Source organism: Stenotrophomonas sp. TEPEL (assembly GCF_004348785.1).
In the GTDB taxonomy this organism is placed as follows: Bacteria; Pseudomonadota; Gammaproteobacteria; order Xanthomonadales; family Xanthomonadaceae; genus Stenotrophomonas; species Stenotrophomonas indicatrix.
In genome coordinates this window covers 1,377,425-1,397,943 of record NZ_QQXJ01000001.1, presented here as the reverse complement: position 1 = coordinate 1,397,943, position 20,519 = coordinate 1,377,425, and the positions used below count along the sequence as shown (strand labels likewise).

Sequence of the window (20,519 nt, the reverse complement as noted above, 5' to 3'; positions counted from 1 at the left end):
CGCCTCAGCGGGTATTCCATTCGTGGACGCTCAACGCGGACGCCTGCATCGTCACCAGCGGATCGGTGGCGACGATGGCCTGCGCCTGCGCGAGGCTGTCGAGGTTGCACAGCACATAGGCGCCACCACTGCCGTCGGCAAAGCCGCCGGTCAGCTGCAGCCGGCCCTCGGCCTGCAACGCATCGAGGAAGTCGCGGTGCGGCTGCACCACGGCATCGGTGAAGCCCGGCAGGCGCATCGCCAGCACCAGGTAGACGGTGCCGGCCATCAGGACAGCGCCTGCCAGCGCGCACGCAGTTCATCCAGGCGCAGGTCCGACGCCGAACCCGGCGATACGCGCGCCGCCAGGCTTCCTTCCGGCGTGCGCCCCTGCCCTGCACTGTCGGCACCGGCAGCAGCAGCCTTGTAGGCCTCGCGGAACGGTACGCCCGCTACCGCAGCTTCCACTGCGACATCGGTGGCGTACATGCCCGAATCGATCGCTGCACGCAGCTTGTCATCGCGCCATTCCAGGTTGGCCAGCAGCGCCGGCAGCAGCTCCAGCGCGGCCAGGCCGCGCCCGAAGCCGTGGAAGATGGCGCCCTTGGACGACTGCAGGTCGCGGTGGTAGCCCGACGGCAGCGACAGCAGCTGCTCGATTTCGGTGCGTGCAGCGGCGACGCTGGCATGGGTCGCCCGCATCAGCTCGATCACGTCCGGATTGCGCTTGTTGGGCATGATCGAACTGCCGGTGGTGTACTGCGCCGGCAACGCGACGAAACCGAATTCGGCGCTGGTGAACAGCGACAGGTCCCAGGCAATGCGGCGCAGGTCCAGGGTCGCGCCGCCCAGCGCTTCCAGCGCAGCCAGTTCGAACTTGCCACGCGACAGCTGCGCGTAGATCGGCGAAATCTGCATGCGCGCAAAGCCGAGCGCGGCGGTGGTGTGCTCGCGATCCAGCGGCAGGTTCACGCCGTAACCGGCGGCGGTGCCAAGCGGATTGGTATCGACCAAGGCATGGGTATCGCGGGCACGCACGGCGTTGTCGATGAAGGCTTCGGCCCAACCGGCCCACCACATGCCGGCCGAGGACACCACGGCACGCTGGATGTGCGTGTAACCGGGAATCGGCAGATGCTGCTCGGCCTGCGCACGGTCAAGTGCAACCTTTGCCACCTCGGCGCTGACCTGCGCCACGCGCTGCAGCTTTTCCTTCAACCACAACCGGGTGGCGACCAGGATCTGGTCGTTGCGGCTGCGGCCGGTGTGGATCTTGCGGCCGGCATCGCCAAGGCGCTCGGTCAACCGTGCCTCGATCGCCGAATGGCCATCCTCATACTGCGTATCCAGCACGAAGTGGCCTTCGCGGAAGTCCTGTGCCAGCACCTCAAGTTCACGCAGCAACCCGGCCAGTTCGTCGGCGCTGAGGATGCCGATGTGCTGCAGGCCCTGCGCATGCGCGGCGCTGGCAGCAATGTCATGCAGGAAGAACTCGCGATCGAGGATCACGTCGTCGCCGGCGAGGAAGGTCTGGATCTGGGCATCGACAGCGACGCCGGGCTTCTGCCAAAGAAGGTCTGCCATGGGGAGCTCCTGTACGGTTTCAGTGCGGGATCGACGTCAGTTCGTCGATGCCCAGCGCAAGATTGAGGTTCTGCATGGCCTGGGTGGCCGCGCCCTTGAGCAGGTTGTCCAGGGTCGCCACCACCACCACCCGCTTGCCGCCCGGGGCGAGCGTGAAGCCGCCGACCTGGGCACCGTGGCGGCCAGCGATGCGGCTCACCCACGGCGCCTCGTCCACGACCTCGATGAGTGCTTCACCGGCGTAGGCCTGCTGGAAGCGCTCGACGATCTGCTCGCGGGTCTGCACGCGGTTCAACCACAGGTTGGCGGTGAGGGTGATGCCACGGAAATGCGGCGCGACGTGCGGCATGAATTCGACCGCCACGCCCAGCTGCACGGAAACCTCGCGCTCATGCACGTGGTTGGTCAGCGCGTACGGCATCAGGTTGTCGGCCAGCAGTTCAACGTTGTTCTTGTCCGACGGCGAGGTGCCCGCACCCGAGTAGCCGGACACGCCGAAGCACTGCGGCGGACCAGCCAGCAGATCCAGCAGCGGATGGATCGCCAGCTGCATCGCGGTGGCATAGCAGCCGGGGTTGCTGATGTGCTTCTGTCCGCGGTAACGGCTGCGGGTAAGCTCAGGCAGGCCGTAGTACCAGGTGTTGTCGAAACGGTAGTCGGCCGACAGGTCGACGATCACCGTGTCCGGCTTCGCCGTTTCCAGCGCCGCCACGAACGGCGCGGCCAGGCCGTTGGGCAGGGCCAGGACCACCGCGTCCACGCCCTTGGTGGCAACGGCGTCGGCGTCGAGATTCTCGAACTGCAGTTCGCCCTGCCATTGCGGGTAGTGGTCGGACACGCGCTGCCCGGCCAGTTCGCGCGAGGACACGAAACCCAGCTGCAGGTTCGGATGCGCTGCCACCAGGCGGATCAGCTCGGCGCCGGTATGGCCGCGGGCGCCGACGATGCCGACGGTGAACGAGGAGGAAGTGCTCATGCGTGCGTGCTCATGCGTGCGAATCGAGGCGGTGCTGCAGGTGGCGTTTCACGCCCTGCCATTCCGCATCGATGATGGAGAAGATGACGGTGTCGCGCGGCGTGCCGTCGGGATGCCGGCGGTGATTGCGCAGCACGCCATCCTGCTTGGCGCCCAGACGTGCGATCGCGGTGCGCGAGGTGAAGTTGAACCAGCTGGTTTCAAACACCACGCTCAGGCATTCCAGCCGCTCGAAGGCATGGCTGAGCAGCATCAGCTTGGTTTCGGAGTTGACCCCGGTGCGCTGCACCGACTCGCCATACCAGGTGTAGCCGATGCTCAGCCGCGGTACGTCCGGCTGCAGATCGTAGTAACGGGTGGTGCCGACGATCTGGTCGTTGGCATCGAACACCACGAACGGCAGCACCTTGCCTTCGGCCTGTGCCTGCAGCGCGGCCTGCACATAGCCGGTCATGGCCTTCGCATCGGGCACCTGGGTGTACCAGAGCCTGGACAGCGCGCCTTCGCCCAACGCGCCGCGCAGGCCGTCGATGTGGCTCATCTGCAGCGGTTCCAGCCGCGCATGCGTGCCGGTCAACGTGGGTACCCGGGTCCAGTCTGCGTGGTTCATCGCGCTCAGCCCTCCAGGCTCGGCGCACGCACCGCGCAGTGGTCGACATAGGTCCTGATCCGGTCGATGCCATCGGCACCGTACCAGAACACCTTCCAATGGCCCTGCTTGTAGCAGCCATCGGACTCGGCGTAGTAGAAGTGGTTGATCGGGTTGCCGTTGCGCGAGCGCCAGAACAGCTGCGGGGTTTCCTCGCGCATCACGTTCCAGACCGCGCGGCCAAGGCCTTCGCCCTGCGCGTCATCGAGCACGGCGAACTTGTCCAGGTACACGCCCTCGGCCTCATCGGTGAGGATCACCGCCGTGCGGTAGTTCTCGCTGACGTACGCGCGCAGCAGCGTGGTCCTCTCGAAATAGTCCGGCACCAGGGTGCGGCCGAAACTGGATTCGATCAGGCCCTTCAGGCGCGGCAGGTCCAGCTCGCTCCAGGCGGTTGCACGCAGCACCTTCTCGCCCTTGCGCACCAGCGTTCCCGAGCCCTTGTGGGTGAACAGTTCCTTGGCCAGGTCGGCCGGCCGGGTGATCGACACCGACGATTCCAGCGGCAACCGGTCCAGCAGGGACTTGATCTGTTCGATCTTCACCTTCATGCCACCATGGATCCACGGTTGTGCGATCAGGTGGTCGTACTCGGTGGACAGGTTGATCGAATCGATCACGCTGCCCTGCTCGTCCAGCAGGCCACCGGTACCGGTCAGGAAGATGATCTTGTACGGCTGCAGCTCCTGCACCAGTTCGTTGGCGGCGAAGTCGGCATTGACGTTGAGGATCTGCCCACCGGCGGTCTCGCCCAGGCTGGTGATGACCGGGATCGAGCCGGCACGCAGGCTGGCCTCGATCGGCGCCAGGTTGACCTTCTTCACCTCGCCGACCAGGCCGTAGGTATCCAGGCCCAGGTACTCCGCCTCGAACACGCCGCCGGTGATGGAGGTGGCGCGCGCGCCGTTCTGCTGCAGCGCTTCGACCAGGCGCAGGTTGGATTGCTGGAACACCCGGCGCACGATCGCCAGCGCTTCCGGCGAGGTCACCCGCAGGCCGTTGACCGTCTGCTTTTCAATGCCGGCGGCCGACAGTTCCGCATCCAGCTGCGGGCCGGCGCCGTGCAGCACGATCGGGGTCAGGCCGACTTCCTGCAGGAACGACAGCGAGGAGGTCAGCGCGTCCAGATCGTCGCGCAGCACCGCGCCGCCGACCTTGACCACGGCGAAGCGCTTGGCGTCCAGCTGCGAAAAGCGCTTGAGGTACTGGCTGATCTCCTTCGCGCTGGCCATGCTCGAGAGCAGGCGCACGATGGTCTGGCGGGTCTGGCGGTGGGGCTGGAGGGCAGGAGACATTTCGGTTTCGTCACAGGCGGCGGTCGCCGCGTTGCAGTTCCGCTGCGCAGAAGCGCAGCGGCGTTGTGGGTCGATCAGGCGCCGGCGGCGATGATCCGGTGTACGGCGTCGGTGTAGCGCTGCAGCTGCTCCAGCGTCACGAACTCATCGGCGGTGTGGGCCTGGGCGATGTCGCCCGGACCGAACACCATCGTGGTGTAGCCACCGGCCGAGAACAGCGACGCCTCGGTCCAGAAGTCCACCGCGTTGCCGATCGGCAGGTCCAGCGCGTCGGCCACGTCGCGCGCCAGCAGGCGGCGGTGTTCGGCTTCGGCGATATCCCCTGCCGGCAGGCTGGGGCCACGGAAGGTCTCGGTGAACAGCGCCGCTTCCGGTTCGGCGAAGCCGGCGAAGGTCGCCAGCAGCGCATCGATATCCATCGACGGCAGCGGCCGGAAACCGAAGCGCACTTCCGCCGCCGGCGCGATCATGTTGGCCTTGATGCCGCCTTCCACGCGCCCGATGTTGAAGCGCAGGCCGGTCAATCCACCGAAGCGAGCCGAGGCCAGCGATTGCACATGGTCCAGCGCGCGGTTGCCCCAGCGCATCGCCTGGTGCAGCGCACTGGCGGCTGCATCCTGCTTGCCCGACGCATGGCCGGCACGGCCGGCGAACTGCATCAGTACCGAGCTGATGCCACGATGGGCGAGCACCGCCTCGCTCATGGTCGGTTCGGCCACCAGCACCGCTTCGTACGCAATGCCCCGGGCGAGGAACGCCGCGATGCAGCGCGGATCGTTGGCTTCTTCATCGCTGGAGAACAGGAAGGCCGCGTCGCCATCACTGGCATTGGCGGCCGCCACCAGCGCCGCGGCCGCGCCCTTGATGTCGCACACGCCGAGGCCGACCACGCGGTCGTCCAAGCGGCGCATCACGTGCGGGTCGGCACTCCAGTGCGGCGAGTCCGGCACGGTGTCCAGATGCACGTTGAACAGGTACTTCGGCGTGCCGCGCACGGCATACAGGCTGACCGCGCCGGCGCCATGGTCGATCACCTCCACATTGAACCCGGGCAGGTTGTCGCGCAGGTAATCGAAGATGCCACCGGTGGTGATCGCACGCGGCGGGTTGCGGGTGTCGAAGGACACCAGTGCCTGCAGATGCGAGATCGTCTGTTCAAGCATGAATCAACAGTTCCTGTGGAATTCCGCCGGGCATGGCCCGGCGCTACCGGAATGCGTCTGGTGGAGAGCCCCCTTCTTGTTGAAGGGGGCGCGCCAACGGCGCAGGGTTGAGGTGGAATGCGTGGTCAACCGCTCAGCGATTGACTTGCGCGTAAAGCGTCGAGCTCATGCCGAACAGCTTGATGAAGCCTTCGGCCTCTTCCACGCCCCAGTCGGCCGACTGCGCATAGGTAGCGCCCTTGGTGTTGAGCAGGTGCGACGACTTCACCGCAACGGCGTCGACGCGGCCGCCACGGGTTTCCAGCACCACTTCGCCATTGACCTTGGCCTGCGAGGACTTCAGGAAGGCTTCGATGTCGGTCTTCAGCGGGTCGTGGTAGAAGCCTTCGTAGACCAGCTCCACCCACTTGCGCGCTACGTCCGGCTTGAAGCGGTTCTGCTGCTTGGTCAGCACCGCATCTTCCAGCGCGCGGTGCGCGGCCAGCAGCGAGACCAGGCCCGGTGCCTCGAACACGATGCGGCCCTTCAGGCCGATCACGGTGTCGCCGGTGTACACGCCACGGCCGACGCCGTAGGGGGCAAACAGCTTGTTGAGCTGGGCCAGGATCTGCTCGCCCGGCAGTGCCTTGCCGTTGAGCTCGACGGCTTCGCCTTCGACGAACTTCAGGGTGACGGTCAGCGCCTGTTCCGGCCACTCGGCGCGCGGTGCGCACCAGCCACGGGCGCCCTCGCCCGGTGCTTCCCAACGATCGATCTCGCCGCCGGACATGGTCAGGCCCAGCAGGTTCTCGTTGATGGTGTAGGCCTGCTGCTTGGCGCGCACGCCGAAGCCACGCTCTTCCAGGTACTTCTGCTCGTAGGCGCGGGTCTGGGTGTGTTCCTTCTGGATCTCGCGGATCGGCGCGATGATCTGGTAGTCACCCAGGGCCTTCACGGCCAGGTCGAAGCGCACCTGGTCGTTGCCCATGCCGGTGCAGCCGTGGGCGATGATGTTGGTGCCCAGTTCGGCAGCGCGCTTGAGCGCGGCATCGACGATCAGGTAACGGTCCGACACCAGCAGCGGGTACTGGCCCTGGTAGCCCTCGCCGGCCCACACGAACGGCTTGACGAAGCCGGACCAGATGGCCGGACCGCCATCGACGGTCTGGTGGCTGGTGACACCCAGCTCGGCGGCACGCTTCTCGATGAAATCGCGCTCTTCGTCATCCACGCCGCCGGTATCGGCGAACACGGTGTGCACGTTGTAGCCGCGCTCCTGCAGGTACGGCACGCAGAAGCTGGTATCAAGGCCGCCGGAGAAGGCGAGAACGACGTCTTTGTTGCTCATGGGGGGATATGTCCTGGTAGCGCCGGGCCATGCCCGGCGGAGTGTCTGGAATGCGTGAACGACGTACGGAAATCAGCGGCCGGCAACAGCAGCCATGATCGCCTTCTGCACATGCAGGCGATTCTCGGCTTCGTTGATGGCGATGCACTGCGGCGAATCCATCACGCCGTCGGTCGCCTTGACGTTGCGGCGCAGCGGCAGGCAGTGGCTGAACACGCCGTTGTTGGTCAGGGCCATCTTCCGCTCGTCGACGATGAAGTGCTTGAACTGGTCGCGGATCGGCTTCTCCGGCTCCCAGTTGCCGAAGAACGGCAGCGCGCCCCAGCTCTTGGCGTAGACCACGTCGGCACCGGCATAGGCACTGTCGATGTCATGGCTGATCTTCAGCGAACCACCACTCTCTGCCACGTTCTGCTCGGCCCAGCCCATGTAGCGCTCGTCGAGGATGTAGTCGGCGGTCGGGCACAGCAGCGTCACGTCCATGCCCATGCGGGTGGCGATGGTCAGCGCCGAGTTGGCCACTGCGGTGTTCAGCGGCTTGGGGTGGTAGGTCCAGGTCAGCACGTACTTCTTGCCGCGCAGGTCCTGGGTGCCGAAATGCTCCTGCAGGGCCATCACGTGCGCCAGCTCCTGGCACGGATGGGTGATGGTCTCCATGTTGATCACCGGCACCGGCGAGTATCTGGCGAAACTCTCGAGCACGACGTCCTGGCGGTCGTAGGCCCAGTCGACGAACTTCGGGAACGCGCGCACGGCAATGATGTCGCAGTAGCGGCCGAGCACCTTGGCTACTTCAGCGATGTGCTCTTCGGTATCGCCGTCCATCACCGTGCCGAGGTTGAACTCGATCGGCCATGCATCCTTGCCCGGCTGCAGCACCACTGCGTGGGCACCGAGCTGGAACGCGCCCAGCTCGAAACTGGTGCGGGTGCGCATGGACGGATTGAAGAACACCAGCGCGATCGACTTGCCCTTGAGCTGGTCGCCGAGCTTGTTGCGCTTGAACAGCGCAGCCTGGGTCAGCAGCGCGTCAAGTTCGCTGCGGCTCCAGTCCTGGGTGTTCAGGAAGTGCTTGGGGGACATCATCATTCCTTGCATGAGCGGCGCCGAGGGTCGACGCGGTGGAAGGTGGAAGGGAAAACCGGGAACCAGGGTGGTACGAAAAGGTTGCAGATGAAGCTTTCAGAACGCGGAAACGAAAAAACCCAGCCGGCGGGCTGGGTTTTTTTCGGACGAACAGCAGAAAGCTCCGGATTACCCAGCGAGAATGTGGGGTTCCGGTCGACGGGCACGCGACGTCATGCCAGTGGCCTGGCGGGCGGCGCTGCTGTCGTGCTGGAAGTCGGTGAGCTTCATTGGTCGGCAATCTTTACATGCGGCCGGGGCCGGCGCAAGTGGCCGGCGTCGCAGAATCAGGGGGTGCCGGCGGCAGCCTGCTCCGGGCCCACCCAGGGGGTGATAGAAACCCGGATCTTGAGCCGGTTGCCCGGGTCCTCCGGCAGCCGTGAACGGTACTTGGTGCCCTTGTAGACATAGTCCACGTCATAGGCGATGGGACGGCGGAACTCGCGTCCGACGGGCACGATACGACAGTCCCGGGTCAGCATCGGGCCCGTGTTGGCCGGCGCCGGGGCGGGGGTTTCGGCCGGCAGTTCCTCCAGCACCTCCTCGTCGCTGCGCTTGAACATCGAGCGAACCGAATCCCAGAGGCGGCCGATGCGGCCCTTGTCCTCCACCGGCTCCTCGCCGGTGACGTTGACCGGGGCCAGGGTCCGGGTCGAGACCGGCTCGCAGTGCTCTTCGGTGCGGGTGGCACGCAGGGTCTGGAACACGGGCTCCACGTTGAGCACCTGCGCGTAGTCGAACTTCACGTTCTCCACGATCACCACCCGGTTGCGGGGCTCGGCCTCCTGGGCCAGGACCACGGCGGGCAGCGCCGACAGGCAGGCCAGGGTCAGCAACGCGGTGGTTTTCATTGGCGAAGGGCGCAGGGACACGGCAATAGTGTAGGCAGTGGTGACCGCAAGGGGCTGAACATTACCCGTCCGCGCCGTTCCTGCCCACCCCACCCCGGCCGGCGCTGGCGTCCACCGGTGGCAACGGCCCCCCAAAGGACCCCGACACGTTCTAAAATCACAGGCTTGTCCCCCAGTCACAGACCCATGACCCTGCGCCTGCACAACAACCTGACTCGCCAGCTCGAACCGTTCACCCCGCTCGATCCGGCCTGTCCGACCCTGTATGTGTGCGGCCCGACGGTCTACAACTACGTGCACATCGGCAACGCCCGCGGGCCGGTGGTGTTCGGGGTGCTGGCCGACCTGCTGCGGCGGCGCTTCGGTGCGCTGCGCTACGCCCGCAACATCACCGACGTGGACGACAAGATCAACACCGCCGCGCGCGAGCAGGGCGTGCCGATCAGCACCATCACCGACCGTTTCGCTGCTGCCTACCGTGAAGACATGGCCGCGCTGGGCGTGGTGCCGCCGGACATCGAGCCGGAAGTGACCGCGCACATGGCGCAGATCATCACCATGATCGAGCAGCTGGTCGGCAGCGGGCATGCCTACGCCGCCGAGGGCCACGTGCTGTTCGCCGTCGGCAGTTTCGAGGGCTACGGCAAGCTGTCGCGCCGCGACCCGGAAGAGATGCTGGCCGGTGCCCGGGTCGAGGTCGCTCCCTACAAGCGCGCGCCCGGCGACTTCGTGCTGTGGAAGCCGTCCAGCGACGATCTGCCGGGCTGGGAATCGCCCTGGGGCCGCGGCCGTCCGGGCTGGCACATCGAATGCTCGGCGATGGCCGCCGCGCACCTGGGCGAGACCATCGACATCCATGCCGGCGGCGTCGACCTGCAGTTCCCGCACCACGAAAACGAGATCGCACAGAGTGAGTGCGCGCACGGCGGCAAGGTGTTCGCGCGCTTCTGGCTGCACAACGGCATGCTCAACTTCGGCGGCGCGAAGATGAGCAAGTCGATCGGCAACATCGAGCGCGTCCACGACCTGGTGCGCAGGCATGCCCCCGAGGCGCTGCGCCTGGCGTTGCTGTCGGCCCACTACCGGCAGCCGCTGGACTGGTCCGATGCGCTGATCGAACAGTCCGGCCGCACCCTCGACCGCCTGTACGGCACCCTGCGCGAGCTGGCCGACGTTGCCGCCACCGCGGTGATCCCGGCAGAGATCGAAGCGGCGTTGGATGACGATCTCAATACGCCGCAGGCGCTGGCCGAAGTGGCCCGTATCGCCGGTGAAGCGCGCCGCGCCACCGATCCTGCCGAACGCGCACGCCTGAAGAGTGAACTGCTTGGCGCCGGCCTCGCCCTGGGCCTGCTGCAGGCCGATCCGGCGCAATGGTTCGGCAACGCCGCCGGCGACAGCGACGACGACGCGCGCATCCAGGGCTTGATCGACGAACGCGCGGCGGCCAAGCAGGCGCGCGACTTCGCCCGTTCCGACGCCATCCGCGACCAGCTGGCCGCCGAAGGCATCGTGCTGGAAGACACCCCGCAGGGCGTGCGCTGGTCGCGCAAGCGCGGCTGACCTGCCCTGCCCCGTGGCCGGTCCGCCGGCCACGCTCCCTACTGTAGAGACTGTTGTGATCGACTCCCCGTTCCCGCTTGAACCCACCGCCGCCGAGGCGCAGACGGCCATCGCCGAGGAATTCGGTTTCTTCGGCGACTGGTCCGAGCGCTACCAGTACCTGATCGACCTCGGCCGCAAGCTTCCCGCCTTCCCGGACGCGTGGAAGACCGAAGAGCACCGCCTGCTCGGTTGCCAGTCGATGGTTTGGATCGTGCCGGAAGGCAACGCGCAGTCGCTGCGCTTCCACGCCATCAGCGATTCGGCCATCGTTTCCGGCCTGATCTTCCTGGCGCTGCGCGTGTACTCCGGGCGCAGCGCGCAGGAGATCCTGGCCACCGAGCCCAGCTATATCCAGGATATCGGCCTGGCCCGCCACCTGTCGCCGACCCGCAGCAACGGCGTGGCGGCGATGCTGGCGTTCATCCGCGAGACCGCGCAGGCCCAGCTGCAGCGCGATCCGTCGTGAGCGAGCCCGCCACGGCCGAAGGCACCGCGCTGGGCCTGTTGTCCCGGCCCGGTTTCGCCAGGCTGCTGGCGTATCGCATCTTCGCGATGCTGTCCTACCAGGTGGTCGCGGTCACCGTCGGTTGGCACATCTACGAAGTCACCCGCAATCCGTTCTCGCTGGGCCTGATCGGCCTGGCCGAGGTGCTGCCGTTCTTCTGCGTGGCCCCGTTCGCCGGGTACCTGGTGGATCATCTGCCGCGCCGCAAGCTGGGCATGGTCGCCTGTTCCGGCCTGGTCGCCACCGCGCTGGTGCTGACCAGCGTGGCCAAGGGCTGGCTGCCGGTTGAGGGCGTGTGGCCGATCTATGCGGCCATCGCGCTGACCGGCATGGTCCGCGCCTTCCTGTCGCCGATCTACAACGCGTTGTTCGCCCGCGTGCTGGCACGCGAGCACTTCGCCCGTGGCGCCGGCCTTGGCGCCGTGGTGTTCCAGGCTGGCATGATCGCCGGCCCGGCACTGGGTGGCGTGCTGGTCGGCTTCGGTGGCAAGGGCCTGTCCTATGCGGTGGCCACGGCCTTCGCGCTGGTGGCGATGGGCTGCCTGGCCACGCTGAAGGTGGAAGAGCCGGTGCATGCCGGCCCGGCCGCCCCGATCTTCAAGAGCATTGCCGAAGGCGCGCGCTTCGTGGTCGGCAACCGGATCATGGTCGGCGCCATGGCGCTGGACATGTTCTCGGTACTGCTGGGCGGTGTGGTGGCGATGCTGCCGGCGTTCCTGCACGAGATCCTGCATCACGGCCCGGAGGGCCTGGGCATCCTGCGCGCGGCGCCGGCACTGGGTTCGGTGTGCGTGGGCCTGTGGCTGGCGCGCCACCCCCTGCACCGTAATGCCGGTCGGGTGCTGCTGTTCGCGGTCGCCGGCTTCGGCCTGTGCGTGATCGGCTTCGGCCTGTCCCAGCACTTCTGGCTGTCGGCGTTGATCCTGCTGTTCTACGGCGCCTTCGACGGCGTGTCGGTGGTGATCCGCTCCACCATCCTGCAGCTGGCCACGCCGGAAGAGATGCGCGGCCGGGTATCGTCGATCAACGGCATCTTCATCAGTTCGTCCAACGAACTGGGCGCGTTCTATGCCGGCACCATGGCCAAGGTACTGGGGCTGGTACCGGCGGTGGTACTGGGCGGATTCGCGGTGCTGAGCGTGGCCGGGATCACCGCGTGGAAGAACCCGACGCTGCGGAAATTGAATCTGCGCGATCTGCAGTAGAGCGGATTTCCGTGCGCACACGCGCCGGTAGCGCCGGGCCATGCCCGGCGGGCTCTTTCCGCGACCGCGGCGGGGTGTCACTTTCTTTGCGCGCGCAAAGAAAGTAACCAAAGAAACGCGCCGCCATCCGCGAGCCGGTGCTGCGCACCGGTGCCCTGCGCTCCTCGGTGAATCAGGGGACGGCGCCGAACTCGCTGCGCTCAAACAGCGGCGCCTCTTCGCCCCTGATTCCCCTGCGGTACTCGGCTCGCTACAAGGCGGCCCCGACAGCCGCGAGCGCACGCATTGCTGCCTCTGGTAGAGCCAAGCCGTGCTTGGCTGCTCTTGCTATTGCTTTTGTCCTCCCCACCCTCCGGCTTCGGCCTGAGCCGAGCATGGGCTCGGTTTTACAGCAACCGCGCACGCCGGAAACCGTCGAGAGCCTGCGGGTGGGTCCGGGCAGGACCCCCCCGATACCCGGAAGGCGCCGCTCTACGCAGCCAACTCGAACCCAACAAAAAACCCGGCCGAAGCCGGGCTTTTCTGCATGACATCACAACGAACCGGAATCAGTCGCCCTGCTGCTTCTGCAGGTGCTCCCAGCGCTCCTGGGCGTCGATGGTGCGCTCGGCGGTCAAGCGCGCTTCAAGGCGCTCCAGACCGATCTCTTCACCGGTGTCCACGCAGTACCCGTAATCGCCTGCTTCCAGGCGCTTGAGGGTGCTGTCGATCTTGCCGATCAGCTTGCGGTAACGGTCACGGGTGCGCAGCTCCAGCGAGTTCTCGGTTTCGCGGGTCGCGCGCTCGGCTTCATCGCCGATGTCACGCACTTCCTCACGCAGGTTCTCGATGGTCTGCTTGGACTCTTCCACCAGGTCGGCGCGCCAGTTCTGCAGGCGCTGACGGAAGTACTCCTGCTGCAGCGGGCTCATGTACTCCTCGTCCGAGGCCGGCTTGTAGCCTGCCGGCAGGATCGGGCGGCCAGTGGCCTCGTCGGTCTTGTATTCGACGACCTTGTACTTGCTGCGCGGCGCAGGTGCCGTCGAACGGGCGGCAACGGCCACGGCGACCTTGCCCACTGGGCGGGTCACGGTCTTCGGAGCGGAATCGGATTTCACGGCGGTTTTAGCAGGCGATTTCGAAACGGGCACGGGATTCTTGGATTGCGGGGCGGTCGATGCTGCAGAAGCGGCGGCCGGGGCCGGCTTGGGGGCCGGTTTGGCTGCTGCCACTGCCGCGGTCTTGGCCGGGACAGACTTGGCCGGGGCCGGCTTCGCAGCTGGCTTCGGTGCGGACTTCACTACAGGGGCCGGCGTCGGCTTGGCAGCCGGCGGGGCGACATTCTTGGCAACCTTCTTGGCCGGTGCCGGCTTGGCAGGCGCCACCTTCTTTGCTGCCGGCTTGGCAGCAGGCGCGGCGGCAACCTTCTTCACCACCGCCTTCGGCGCCGGCTTGGCTGCTGCTTTCTTCGGTGCCGGCTTGGCAGCGGCCTTCTTCACCGGCGCAGCCTTGCTGGCAACCTTCTTCACCGCCGGCGCCTTCTTGCTGGCAGCGGCAGGTTTGGCCTTGACCGGCGCAGCGGGTTTCGCCACTGCCGGCTTGCCGGATTTCACCGGCGCTTTCTTTGCGGTGGCCTTCCTGGCCGCCGGCTGTGAGGATGCCGCCTTGGTCGCCGGCTTGCTGGCCGGCTTCTTGGCAACGGGCTTGGCCGCCAACTTCTTCACAACAGGCTTGGCGGTTTTCTTGGCGGCCTTGACGGCCTTCTTTGCAGTTTTTTTAGCAGCCACGAAACGCTCTTCCTTGGATTCCCCGGGGCCCGGGAAAGCGGGCCTTTATAGCCTACCCGACCCGCAGCAGCAACCTCGGGGGCCCGCTCCATTCAGTCCAGGAGTCAACGGGCCCAAGGCGCGGTCCGACCAACACGGACCGCCTTGCGCGGTACGGAACCTGTCCGGCACCTGGAAGGGTGCCGCTAGCGGTCGCAGGCCATCTACGACATGCGACCAACGGCCCATCCTGCACAAATGCGGCCTTCATGCCAACTGGCTTAAGATGACTGCGTGATCTCGCGCCTGCTCATCGCCCTGCTGCGCTTCTACAAGCGCTTCATCAGCCCCCTGCTGGGGCCGCGCTGCCGTTTCGTACCGAGCTGCTCTGAATACGCCATGGATGCCATCTCCCGGCACGGCCCGCTGCGCGGCAGCTGGCTGGCGGCGCGACGGCTGGGCCGCTGCCATCCGTTCCATCCCGGCGGCTTCGATCCAGTGCCCGAATCTCCCAACGCCCCCTCTTGCCGTTGCACAGGAAAACACTGACATGTCCTCCACGCTCATCACCAATGCCCGCCTGGTCAACGAAGGCCGGACCTTCGAAGGCGACCTGCGCATCGAGAACGACCGCATCGCGCAGATCGGCAAGGGTCTGACTCCGCGTGACGGCGAACAGGTGGTGGATGCGGCCGGGCGCTGGCTGCTGCCCGGGATGATCGACGACCAAGTGCATTTCCGCGAACCCGGCCTGACCCACAAGGGTGACATCGCCAGCGAATCGGCTGCGGCCGTGGCCGGTGGCCTGACCAGCTTCATGGACATGCCCAACACCAACCCGCCGACCCTGGATTCGACCATCCTGGAAGCCAAGTACGAGCTGGCGCGCGGCCGTGCCTGGGCCAACTACGGTTTCTACCACGGCGCCAGCAACGACAACCTCGACGCCATCCGTGCGCTCGATCCGAAGAAGGCGCCGGGTGTGAAGGTGTTCATGGGCGCGTCCACCGGCAACATGCTGGTCGACAACCCCGAAACCCTGGACGCGATCTTCCGCGAGTGCCCCACCCCGATCATCACGCACTGCGAAGACACGCCGATGATCGATGCCAACCTGAAAGCGTTCCAGGAGAAGTACGGCGACGCACTGACCCCGGAGATGCACCCGGACATCCGTTCGCGCGAGGCCTGCATCAAGTCGACGCGGCTGGCCATGTCGCTGGCGCGCAAGCATGGCACCCGCCTGCACGTGCTGCACATCTCCACCGCCGACGAACTGGCCCTGTTCGAGAAGGGCCCGCTGATCCGCGCCGACGGCAGCCGCAAGCAGATCACCGCCGAGACCTGCGTGCACTTCCTGCACTTCGCCCGCCCGGATTATGCGACCAAGGGCAACCTGATCAAGTGCAATCCGGCGATCAAGGACGTGGCCGATCGCGAGGCGATCACCGCCGCGTTGGCTGACGACGTGCTGGACGTGCTGGCCACCGACCACGCCCCGCATACCTGGGAAGAGAAGCAGAAGCCCTATGCGCAGGCGCCGTCCGGCCTGCCGCTGGTGCAGTACGCCCTGGTCGCCGCACTGGAACGCGTGCACGAAGGCAAGCTGACCCGCGAGCAGGTCGTGCAGAAATTCGCCCATGCCCCGGCCCAGTTGTTCGATGTGGAAGAGCGTGGCTTCCTGCGCGAAGGCTACTTTGCCGACCTGGTGCTGGTGGAGGATGTGCCGTTCACGGTCAAGCGCGAGGACGTGCTGTCCAAGTGCGGTTGGTCGCCGTTCGAGGGCACCACGTTCCGTTCGCGCGTGGCCTCCACCTGGGTCAACGGCCAGCTGGTGTGGGACGGCAGCACGCTGGTGGGCGAGCCCGCCGGCCAGCGCATGACCTACGACCGCTGATGCGTCCGGCACTCATGTTCGCGGCGCTGCTGCTGGCAGCGCCCCTGCTCTCCGCACCCGCAGCCCAGGCACAGGACGGCATCGGCGACCTGATCGACAGCCGCGTGGTGTTCCCGGCCAGCGCGTCGCAGGGCGCGCTGGTGATCGGCAAGGTTCCCGCCGGCAGCAGCGTGCGCTATGCAGGCCGCGACCTGCGCGTGAGCAGCTACGGCAGCGTGGTGTTCGGCATCGGTCGCGATGAGAAGGGCCCGCTGCAGGTGCAGATCCGCCGACCGGATGGCAGCAGCGAGACGGCCGCCATCGCCGTGACCCCACGCGACTGGCCGACCGAGCGGGTGAACGGCGTACCGCCGAAGACGGTCAATCCGCCCCCAGCCATTGCCGAGCGGATCAAGCGCGAACAGGCGCAGGTCACCGCTGCGCGTGCGCGCGACGACAACCGCACCGATTTCACCCAGACCTTCATCTGGCCGGTGCAGGGCCGCATCAGCGGCCGCTTCGGCAACGCCCGCGTGTACAACGGCCAGCCCGGTGCCGGCCACTCCGGCATGGACATCGCCGTACCCACCGGCACCCCGGTGAAGGCACCGGCGGCCGGTGTGGTGACGTTCGCTGGGCCGGACCTGTACCTGACCGGTGGCACCCTGCTGCTCGACCACGGCTTCGGGGTCAGTTCGAACTTCCTGCACCTGTCGCGCATCGACGTGAAGGTCGGTGATCGCGTCGAACAGGGCCAGGTGATCGCCGCCGTCGGCGCCACCGGCCGTGCCACCGGGCCGCACCTGCACTGGGGCATGAACTGGTTCGACACCCGCATCGATCCGCTGCTGGTGCTGGAGCGCAAGTAACGCACGCAAGGTTCCCCGCCGGGCATGGCCCGGCGCTACCCCGATCACATGCACGGTAGCGCCGGGCCGTGCCCGGCGGGCGCAGCGGCCGATGGCTCAGCCGCGCGCGGCCCACCACACGCGCAGCAACGTGCGCACGGGCGTGGCTTCAATCGGTTTGCCGGCGGCCTGCGCCGCCAGGCGTGCACGCGCCAGGCTCGACCACACCCGGCGGGCACGTGGACCGGGCACGCGGGTGCCCCAGCCTTTCAGCAACTGCTGCGCCCAACGCTGTGCAGCGTTGCCGGCATCTTCGTCCATCAGGCTGCGCGGCACCCCGGCCACGCCAGCGTCCTGCAGGCGCTGCGCCAATGTCTGCAGCAGCACGGCATGGCCAGCCCCCTTGCGCGGCTTGTCGGCAAACATCACGGCCTCGACCGCAGCCACCGCGTCGGCATAGTTGCCCAGTGCGCGTTCGGCGCCGGCAGCGTCCAGCGCTACGGTGCGCGCCTCGACCAGATCCGGCAGCGCCTCGGCCAGCTGCACCCATGGTGCCCGCACCGGCTCCAGCACGCGTCCCAGCGGATGCCGCGAACGCTGCGCGGCCCAGCTGCGCAGTTCCTCGCCCCACCACGCCAGCTTGGCGTCCGCCGGCAGCGGGTCGCCAGCGGTATTGAGCATGTCGTCGAATTCCTGCAGCAGCGCGAACCATGCCAGCGCCACGCGGCGCTGTGGTTCGGCCACGAACGGCTCGGCCACCGACCATTCCGGCCAACGGCTGCGCCACTTGTCGAGGAAACTATCCAGCGCGGTACTGCTCACTACATTGTTCCTTACGGCTGGGCCGGGGTCGCCGGCCGGTTCGGCCAGAGACTGGCCAGTTGCAGAAGTCCGGCGTTCTCGACCAGCACATCGGCCTGCCAGGCCAACGGGTCATCGCTGTGCAGGCGGTAGCCCCACAGCGCCGCCACCGACGGCATGCCGGCAGCACGCGCGGCGATGATGTCGCGCTCATCGTCGCCGACGTACACGCAGTCTTCCGCTGCGATGCCGATCCGCTGCGCGGCGTGCAGCAGCGGCAACGGATGCGGCTTGCGCTCGGCCAGGGTGTCACCACCGACCAGCACCGCGCAGCGCTGCTGCCAGCCGTACTGCGGCACGATCAGCCGCGCCAGGTATTCGGGCTTGTTGGTGACGATGCCCCACACGGTGCCCGCTTCGTCCAGCGCACCGAGCATGCCGGCGACGCCGTCGAACAGCACGGCGTGCTGGCCGATCGAAGCTTCGTAGCGCTGCAGGAACTCGGGAATCAATGCATCGCGCTCGGCCGCTTCCAGCTCTGGAAACGCGACCGACACCATCGCCCGTGAGCCCTTGGACACCACCGGCCGCAACTGCGCCGGATCGATCGGTGCGCGACCGCGCTCAGCCAGCATCGCATCAAGGGTGGCGACGAAATCCGGGGCACTGTCCAGCAGCGTACCGTCCAGGTCGAACAGCACCGCACGCGGGAACACGGCAGCGGTCACGGCGCCTTGACCGCGTGGGCCAGGTAGTTGATGTCGGTGCGGCTGCTCAGGCGGGCGCGGTTGCGCCACGGCTCATAGGCCATGCCGCTGACATCGGCCAGCTGCAGGTCGGCCTCGCGCAGCCAGCGCGCCAGCTCGGCCGGCTTGATGAATTCCTGGTAGTGGTGGGTGCCCTTGGGCAGCAGCCGTGCCACGTACTCGGCACCGACGATGGCCACGGCGAATGCGGCTGCGGTGCGGTTGATGGTGGACAGGAACAGATGGCCACCCGGCTTCAGCAGACGCTTGCAGGCCTCGATGATCGCGCCCGGATCGGGCACGTGCTCGAGCATTTCCATGCAGGTCACCACATCGAAGCTGCCCGGTTGTTCGGCGGCCAGGTCCTCGGCGGCCTGCACCCGGTAGTCGACGCTGACGCCGCTTTCCAGGGCATGCAGACGCGCAACCTTGACCAGCTCCGGCGCCAGGTCGATGGCGGTCACTTCGGCACCGGCTTGGGCCAGCGCTTCACTCAGCAGCCCGCCACCGCAACCGATGTCGAGCACACGCGCACCTCGCAGCGGCGCGCGGTCGGCAACGTACTGCAGGCGCACCGGATTCAGTGCGTGCAGCGGCTTCTGCGGGCCGTCGGCGTCCCACCAGCGGTTGGCCAGCGCAGCAAACTTGTCCAGCTCGGCCTGATCGAAATTGGAAGAAGCGTGGGGGGCAGTCATGACGGTTGTCCTTGCGGCGCCTGCACTCAGGCGCGGATATGACGGATGCGCTCGCGCCACTGGCGCGCGTTGGCGATGATGCCCGGCAGGTCCATGCCGACCAGCTCGCGCTGCACCAGCTTGGGCTTGCCGGCGATCCAGACGTCGCTGACCTGCTGACGGCCGGTGGCGTACACCAGCTGCGACAGCACGTTGTGCAGCGGCTGGGTCTCCAGCGCGGACAGATCAACGCAGACCAGGTCGGCCTGCTTGCCGACCTCGATCGAGCCGATGCGCTCGCCGAAGCCCAATGCGCGGGCGCCACCCAGGGTGGAGGCGCGCAACGTGGTCGCCGCGTCCAGCGCGGTGGCATCGTCGGCCACGGCCTTGGCCAGGATCGCCGCGGTGCGGTTCTCGCTGAACATGTCCAGGTCGTTGTTGCTGGCGCAGCCGTCGGTGCCAATGGCCAGGTTCACGCCTGCGCGCTGCAGGGCGCAGGCGGGGCAGAAACCAGAGGCCAGCTTCAGGTTCGATTCCGGGCAATGCACCACGCTGACGCCACGCTCGGCACACAGGTGGATCTCGGCCTCGGTCAGCTGGGTCATGTGCACCGCGATCAGGCGGTCGTTGACCAGGCCGAGGCGATCCAGCCGCGCCAGCGGACGCTGGCCGTGCAGCTTGATCGAATCGGTGATTTCCTGCGCGGTTTCATGGGTATGCAGATGCACCAGCATGTCCAGCTGGTCGGACAGCATCCGCACCCGCTCGAAATTGGCATCGTTGACCGTGTACGGCGCATGCGGCGCGAATGCGGTGCCGATCAGCGGGTCGGTGCGCCACTGGTCATGCAGTTCACCGGCCTTGGCGAAGTACTCGTCGTCGGTCTTGGCCCAGGCGGTGGGGAAATCGATGATGACCGCGCCGACCAGCGCGCGGAAACCGTGCTTCTTGTAGACGGCGGCCTGCACGTCGCCGAAGAAATAGTTCTCGTTGGCGCAGGTGGTGCCGCCACGCAGCATCTCGGCGATGGCAAGGGTGGTGCCGTCGGCCACGAATTCGGGACCGATCACCGCCGCTTCCACCGGCCAGATGTGCTGCTGCAGCCAGGTCATCAGCGGCAGGTCGTCAGCGACGCCGCGCAGCAGGGTCATCGGGTTGTGCGTATGTGCGTTGACCAAGCCCGGCATCAGCGCCGCCTCTGGGCGGCTGACAACCTGGGTGGCGCGGAACCGCGCACGCGCTTCGGCGCGCGGCAGGATGGCCACGATCTCGCTGCCACGGATGGCCACGGCATGGTCTTCCAGCACCACCGCATGCGGCTCGATCGGAACGACATGACCGGCTTCGATGAGCAGGTCGCAGGCTTCGGGGAGGTGCGGGCTATCGCTCATGCGGGCTCACTGGCTGGGGAAGGACCGTACGTAGCCTTGGCGACCTGGCGACTGATCACCGGTCAAATGGCTACCGCTGGGCTTCTGGAAGGCAAGCCCCGGAGTCAGGGGCGGCCGCGAAGCGGCGGGGTGTGGATGCTGGTGAGTGGGGGCCCACGATCCGCCATGGCGGAT

20 protein-coding genes are annotated in these 20,519 nt (G+C 67.1%); 6 read left to right on the top strand and 14 right to left on the bottom strand.

Translation table 11 applies throughout. The annotated features are described in order from the left end of the window. Window positions 1–4 precede the first annotated feature (4 nt). From TEP_RS06190 to TEP_RS06150, 9 genes are all read right to left on the bottom strand, one after another. Window positions 5–268, bottom strand: a complete 264-nt coding sequence (locus TEP_RS06190) for a YciI family protein (RefSeq protein WP_025876435.1) — start codon at window positions 266–268, stop codon at window positions 5–7. Further along, window positions 268–1,563, bottom strand: a complete 1,296-nt coding sequence (gene argH, locus TEP_RS06185; protein ID WP_132824643.1) for an argininosuccinate lyase — start codon at window positions 1,561–1,563, stop codon at window positions 268–270. The genes TEP_RS06190 and argH overlap by 1 nt, the downstream gene beginning before the upstream one ends. 19 nt (window positions 1,564–1,582) lie before the next feature. After that, window positions 1,583–2,539, bottom strand: a complete 957-nt coding sequence (argC, locus tag TEP_RS06180) for an N-acetyl-gamma-glutamyl-phosphate reductase (protein WP_132824642.1) — start codon at window positions 2,537–2,539, stop codon at window positions 1,583–1,585. Between the two features lie 10 nt (window positions 2,540–2,549). Beyond that, window positions 2,550–3,149 carry a GNAT family protein gene (locus tag TEP_RS06175; RefSeq protein WP_025876429.1) on the bottom strand — a complete coding sequence of 200 codons (600 nt, stop codon included), beginning with the start codon at window positions 3,147–3,149 and terminating at the stop codon, window positions 2,550–2,552. Between the two features lie 5 nt (window positions 3,150–3,154). Then, window positions 3,155–4,483: an acetylglutamate kinase gene (locus TEP_RS06170; protein ID WP_025876427.1), complete on the bottom strand. Its 1,329-nt coding sequence runs from the start codon at window positions 4,481–4,483 to the stop codon at window positions 3,155–3,157. Between the two features lie 74 nt (window positions 4,484–4,557). Further along, window positions 4,558–5,646: an acetylornithine deacetylase gene (locus TEP_RS06165; protein ID WP_132824641.1), complete on the bottom strand. Its 1,089-nt coding sequence runs from the start codon at window positions 5,644–5,646 to the stop codon at window positions 4,558–4,560. 133 nt (window positions 5,647–5,779) lie between these two features. After that, on the bottom strand, window positions 5,780–6,973 hold the full coding sequence (locus TEP_RS06160) for an argininosuccinate synthase (RefSeq protein WP_132824640.1): 1,194 nt from the start codon (window positions 6,971–6,973) through the stop codon (window positions 5,780–5,782). 72 nt (window positions 6,974–7,045) lie between these two features. Next, entirely contained in the window at window positions 7,046–8,056 is a 1,011-nt protein-coding gene (locus TEP_RS06155; protein WP_025876421.1) for an N-acetylornithine carbamoyltransferase, read from the bottom strand. Between the two features lie 329 nt (window positions 8,057–8,385). Beyond that, window positions 8,386–8,949 (bottom strand): hypothetical protein, encoded by a 564-nt coding sequence (locus tag TEP_RS06150; RefSeq protein ID WP_099821204.1) that lies wholly within the window; start codon window positions 8,947–8,949, stop codon window positions 8,386–8,388. A gap of 186 nt (window positions 8,950–9,135) precedes the next feature. On the opposite strand from TEP_RS06150, the gene cysS reads away from it, so the two are divergent. Genes cysS through TEP_RS06135 form a run of 3 tightly spaced genes read left to right on the top strand, consistent with a single transcriptional unit; the run spans window position 9,136 to window position 12,264 of the window. Continuing rightward, on the top strand, window positions 9,136–10,512 hold the full coding sequence (gene cysS, locus TEP_RS06145; RefSeq protein ID WP_132824639.1) for a cysteine--tRNA ligase: 1,377 nt from the start codon (window positions 9,136–9,138) through the stop codon (window positions 10,510–10,512). Window positions 10,513–10,567: 55 nt separating this feature from the next. Beyond that, window positions 10,568–11,020, top strand: a complete 453-nt coding sequence (locus TEP_RS06140) for a SufE family protein (protein ID WP_093820487.1) — start codon at window positions 10,568–10,570, stop codon at window positions 11,018–11,020. Continuing rightward, window positions 11,017–12,264 carry an MFS transporter gene (locus TEP_RS06135; RefSeq protein WP_132824638.1) on the top strand — a complete coding sequence of 416 codons (1,248 nt, stop codon included), beginning with the start codon at window positions 11,017–11,019 and terminating at the stop codon, window positions 12,262–12,264. Before TEP_RS06140 ends, TEP_RS06135 begins: the two co-directional genes overlap by 4 nt. A gap of 548 nt (window positions 12,265–12,812) precedes the next feature. On the opposite strand, the gene dksA is transcribed toward TEP_RS06135, so the two are convergent. Next, window positions 12,813–14,030, bottom strand: a complete 1,218-nt coding sequence (gene dksA / locus TEP_RS06130; protein ID WP_132824637.1) for an RNA polymerase-binding protein DksA — start codon at window positions 14,028–14,030, stop codon at window positions 12,813–12,815. Between the two features lie 273 nt (window positions 14,031–14,303). Here dksA and yidD point away from each other — a divergent pair, with 273 nt between their 5' ends. From yidD to TEP_RS06115, 3 genes are read left to right on the top strand one after another with little or no spacing between them, the layout of a single operon-like run. Then, window positions 14,304–14,558 carry a membrane protein insertion efficiency factor YidD gene (gene yidD / locus TEP_RS06125; protein ID WP_014037867.1) on the top strand — a complete coding sequence of 85 codons (255 nt, stop codon included), beginning with the start codon at window positions 14,304–14,306 and terminating at the stop codon, window positions 14,556–14,558. Window position 14,559: 1 nt separating this feature from the next. Then, on the top strand, window positions 14,560–15,906 hold the full coding sequence (locus TEP_RS06120; RefSeq protein ID WP_032978714.1) for a dihydroorotase: 1,347 nt from the start codon (window positions 14,560–14,562) through the stop codon (window positions 15,904–15,906). Continuing rightward, a complete protein-coding gene (locus TEP_RS06115) occupies window positions 15,906–16,754 on the top strand; it encodes a M23 family metallopeptidase (protein ID WP_025876406.1) in 849 nt (282 codons plus the stop codon). The genes TEP_RS06120 and TEP_RS06115 overlap by 1 nt, the downstream gene beginning before the upstream one ends. A gap of 96 nt (window positions 16,755–16,850) precedes the next feature. Here the strand turns inward: TEP_RS06115 and TEP_RS06110 are convergent, their stop codons facing one another. Genes TEP_RS06110 through TEP_RS06095 form a run of 4 tightly spaced genes read right to left on the bottom strand, consistent with a single transcriptional unit; the run spans window position 16,851 to window position 20,345 of the window. Next, window positions 16,851–17,555 (bottom strand): squalene/phytoene synthase family protein, encoded by a 705-nt coding sequence (locus tag TEP_RS06110; protein WP_132824635.1) that lies wholly within the window; start codon window positions 17,553–17,555, stop codon window positions 16,851–16,853. 11 nt (window positions 17,556–17,566) lie between these two features. Further along, window positions 17,567–18,262: a phosphoglycolate phosphatase gene (locus TEP_RS06105; RefSeq protein WP_132824634.1), complete on the bottom strand. Its 696-nt coding sequence runs from the start codon at window positions 18,260–18,262 to the stop codon at window positions 17,567–17,569. Next, window positions 18,259–18,975, bottom strand: coding sequence for a bifunctional 2-polyprenyl-6-hydroxyphenol methylase/3-demethylubiquinol 3-O-methyltransferase UbiG (gene ubiG, locus TEP_RS06100; RefSeq protein WP_033831579.1), 717 nt, complete (start codon window positions 18,973–18,975; stop codon window positions 18,259–18,261). Before ubiG ends, TEP_RS06105 begins: the two co-directional genes overlap by 4 nt. 26 nt (window positions 18,976–19,001) lie before the next feature. Next, window positions 19,002–20,345 (bottom strand): TRZ/ATZ family hydrolase, encoded by a 1,344-nt coding sequence (locus TEP_RS06095; protein ID WP_132824633.1) that lies wholly within the window; start codon window positions 20,343–20,345, stop codon window positions 19,002–19,004. Between the last annotated feature and the right edge of the window lie 174 nt (window positions 20,346–20,519).

Coding starts and splice junctions, on each gene's coding strand:
- TEP_RS06115 (WP_025876406.1), top strand. CDS start 15,906: ATGCGTCCGGCACTCATGTTCGCGGCGCTGCTGCTGGCAGCGCCCCTG.
- TEP_RS06165 (WP_132824641.1), bottom strand. CDS start 5,646: ATGCTTGAACAGACGATCTCGCATCTGCAGGCACTGGTGTCCTTCGAC.
- TEP_RS06095 (WP_132824633.1), bottom strand. CDS start 20,345: ATGAGCGATAGCCCGCACCTCCCCGAAGCCTGCGACCTGCTCATCGAA.
- argC (WP_132824642.1), bottom strand. CDS start 2,539: ATGAGCACTTCCTCCTCGTTCACCGTCGGCATCGTCGGCGCCCGCGGC.
- TEP_RS06190 (WP_025876435.1), bottom strand. CDS start 268: ATGGCCGGCACCGTCTACCTGGTGCTGGCGATGCGCCTGCCGGGCTTC.
- TEP_RS06150 (WP_099821204.1), bottom strand. CDS start 8,949: ATGAAAACCACCGCGTTGCTGACCCTGGCCTGCCTGTCGGCGCTGCCC.
- TEP_RS06160 (WP_132824640.1), bottom strand. CDS start 6,973: ATGAGCAACAAAGACGTCGTTCTCGCCTTCTCCGGCGGCCTTGATACC.
- TEP_RS06155 (WP_025876421.1), bottom strand. CDS start 8,056: ATGTCCCCCAAGCACTTCCTGAACACCCAGGACTGGAGCCGCAGCGAA.
- TEP_RS06170 (WP_025876427.1), bottom strand. CDS start 4,483: ATGTCTCCTGCCCTCCAGCCCCACCGCCAGACCCGCCAGACCATCGTG.
- TEP_RS06120 (WP_032978714.1), top strand. CDS start 14,560: ATGTCCTCCACGCTCATCACCAATGCCCGCCTGGTCAACGAAGGCCGG.
- cysS (WP_132824639.1), top strand. CDS start 9,136: ATGACCCTGCGCCTGCACAACAACCTGACTCGCCAGCTCGAACCGTTC.
- argH (WP_132824643.1), bottom strand. CDS start 1,563: ATGGCAGACCTTCTTTGGCAGAAGCCCGGCGTCGCTGTCGATGCCCAG.
- TEP_RS06175 (WP_025876429.1), bottom strand. CDS start 3,149: ATGAACCACGCAGACTGGACCCGGGTACCCACGTTGACCGGCACGCAT.
- ubiG (WP_033831579.1), bottom strand. CDS start 18,975: ATGACTGCCCCCCACGCTTCTTCCAATTTCGATCAGGCCGAGCTGGAC.